Here is a 2,074-nt window from a genome sequence, read left to right as displayed (position 1 = left end):
CCAACGACGCATGGCCACCCTCGAGGACCCCTCGCCCTCGAGAACGCCGACCGCGGCGGGCGGCTCGATCGAGGACCTGCTCGATCGCGTGGACGCCGATCCTCGAGCGGTCGACGCGTGGGTGGAGGTGCTGCGCGCCATGGCCCAAGCCGGCGACGCGCGAGCGGGCGAGACCGCCGACGACGCCCTCCTCTTGTTCGGCTCTGTTCCTTCTGTCCTTGTCGGCGCGGCTGAGGCGTACGTCGCCGCCGATCGCGGGGCCGACGCCCTCGACGCCTCGGCCCGCGCCCTCGAGGCGATCACGCTCCTGGGCGACGCCCTCCAAGACGCCGACGCCTTGCGCGCTCGTCTCGACGCGCTCCCCCTCTAGCTCCCCTCTCGTGCTCCGACTCGCACTGTTCCTCCTCGCCTCGGCCCTCGCCGGGTGCGTCCCCGGCGCGCTCGTCCAGGACGCTCCCGACCTCGAGGACGCGGCCGGCTACCCGAACCACTCGGCCGGGCAGATCGTGGCGGCGGTCGAGGCCTCGATGGCGTCGGTCGGGTCGGTATCGGCCGATGGGGACATGTCGTTTACGAGTCCCCAAGAGAGCCGAAACGCCACGTATAGCCTTCGGTCACGGCTCTCGGACAGCACCTCTGTCATCGTGCGCGGTCCGCTGGGCGTGATCGCCGGGCAAGGGTTGGTCACGCCCGACTCCGTGTTCCTCGCCAACCGCCCCAACAAAGAGTTTCTCCTGGGTCCGATCTCGGCCGCCGAGTCCATCGTCCCCGGCGCGAGCGTGGACGGCCGCGCGGTCCGGGCGGCCCTCGGTCTGCTGGTTCCAGAGCCGGACGTGCAATGGAGCGTGCTCGCGGAGGACGGATCGTACCGGTTGTCGGGCCGGCTTGCGGGCGGAACCAGCCGGTCCTACGTCGTCGACCCCGCCGTCTGGCGTGTGACGGAGCTGATCACGTTCGACGCGGGCGGTCGTGAGTCGGGATCCCAGACGGCGGAGGCGTTCGATACCATCGAGGGCGTCGTGATGCCGCGCCGGGTGCGTCTCGAAAAAGGCGGCACGGTCATCGTCCTGGAGCACCGGCGGTTGTCGGTCAACCCGGACGACCTTCGCATCCGCTTCCGGCGACCGACCGACTACGAAACGTTCGTCGTCCGCTAGCCGATTCGCATCGAGGACGGCGGCGCTTTACTTTCGAAGCTTGGTCGCCGACACTCGTCCCCCCATGCGTCGCGCCGTTTGCCTCGTCTTCCTGGCGGCTCTCGCCGCGGGACCGTCCTCTGCCCAGAGCCGGTCGGAGACTGAGCGCCGTCTGACCAGCCTGCGCTCGCAGATCCAGGCCGTCGAGCGCCAGGTCCGGTCCGCTCGCGGTGACGAAGTGAGTGCGCTGCGGGCGGTCGAGTCCATCGAGGCCGAGATCACGTTGCGCGAGGCGCTGGTCACGGGGTACCGCGGACAGGTCGGGACCATCCAGCGAGAGACAGAAACCCTCCGCCGGTCAATCGAGCGCCTGGAGACGGAGATCGGGTCCGCGAAGCGCTCGTACCGGCAGCGCGCCCGCCACGCCTACATCCACGGCCGACGCAACGGGTTGGCGCTGATCCTGTCGGCAGGGTCTGTGAACCAGATGCTGGTCCGTGCCCGCTACCTCCAGCAGTTCGCGAGCCGGCGCCGAGGACAGGTCGAGCAGATCGCGATCAAGACCTCGGAGATGAGGTCTCGGGAGCAGACCGTTCGGGCATCGCTCGAGGAAACGCAGCGCGTGTTGCAGCAGAGTCAGGCCGAGCAGACGGAGCTAGCTCGGCGGCGCCAAGACCGCGAGGGCCTCGTCGCGCAGGCACGGACACGCCGTGGCCGCCTCGAGCGGGAGCTGAGCCAGCGCCAGCAGGACGCGGACCAACTCGCGGGAGTCGTACAGCAGCTCGTCGCTGCCGAGCGGCGTCGTGCGGCGGCCCAGCAGGCGTCGGCCCAGGCCGAGGCGGATCGCCGAGCCGCTGCCGAGGTGGCAGAACGCCAACGACTCGCGGCCGAGGCCGAGGCTCGTGAACGTGAAGAGGCCCGCCGAGCCGAAGCCGCCC

3 protein-coding genes are annotated in these 2,074 nt (G+C 70.4%); all 3 read left to right on the top strand.

Annotated features, from left to right (window positions below):
• Nucleotides 1-370, top strand: a 370-nt coding sequence (locus tag WBA11_RS08870) for a hypothetical protein (RefSeq protein ID WP_424520339.1), incomplete at its 5' end; no start/stop codon positions are given.
• A gap of 10 nt (nucleotides 371-380) precedes the next feature.
• The gene (locus WBA11_RS08865) at nucleotides 381-1,157 is read left to right on the top strand and encodes a DUF4292 domain-containing protein (RefSeq protein WP_424520338.1); all 777 of its coding nucleotides are present in this window, start codon (nucleotides 381-383) and stop codon (nucleotides 1,155-1,157) included.
• Nucleotides 1,158-1,221: 64 nt separating this feature from the next.
• Nucleotides 1,222-2,074: murein hydrolase activator EnvC family protein (locus tag WBA11_RS08860; RefSeq protein WP_424520337.1), on the top strand; the 853-nt coding region annotated here is incomplete at its 3' end.

The organism is Rubrivirga sp. (genome assembly GCF_049648075.1).
Lineage (GTDB): Bacteria > Bacteroidota > Rhodothermia > Rhodothermales > Rubricoccaceae > Rubrivirga.
This window is presented reverse-complemented; position numbering and strand designations above follow the sequence as displayed.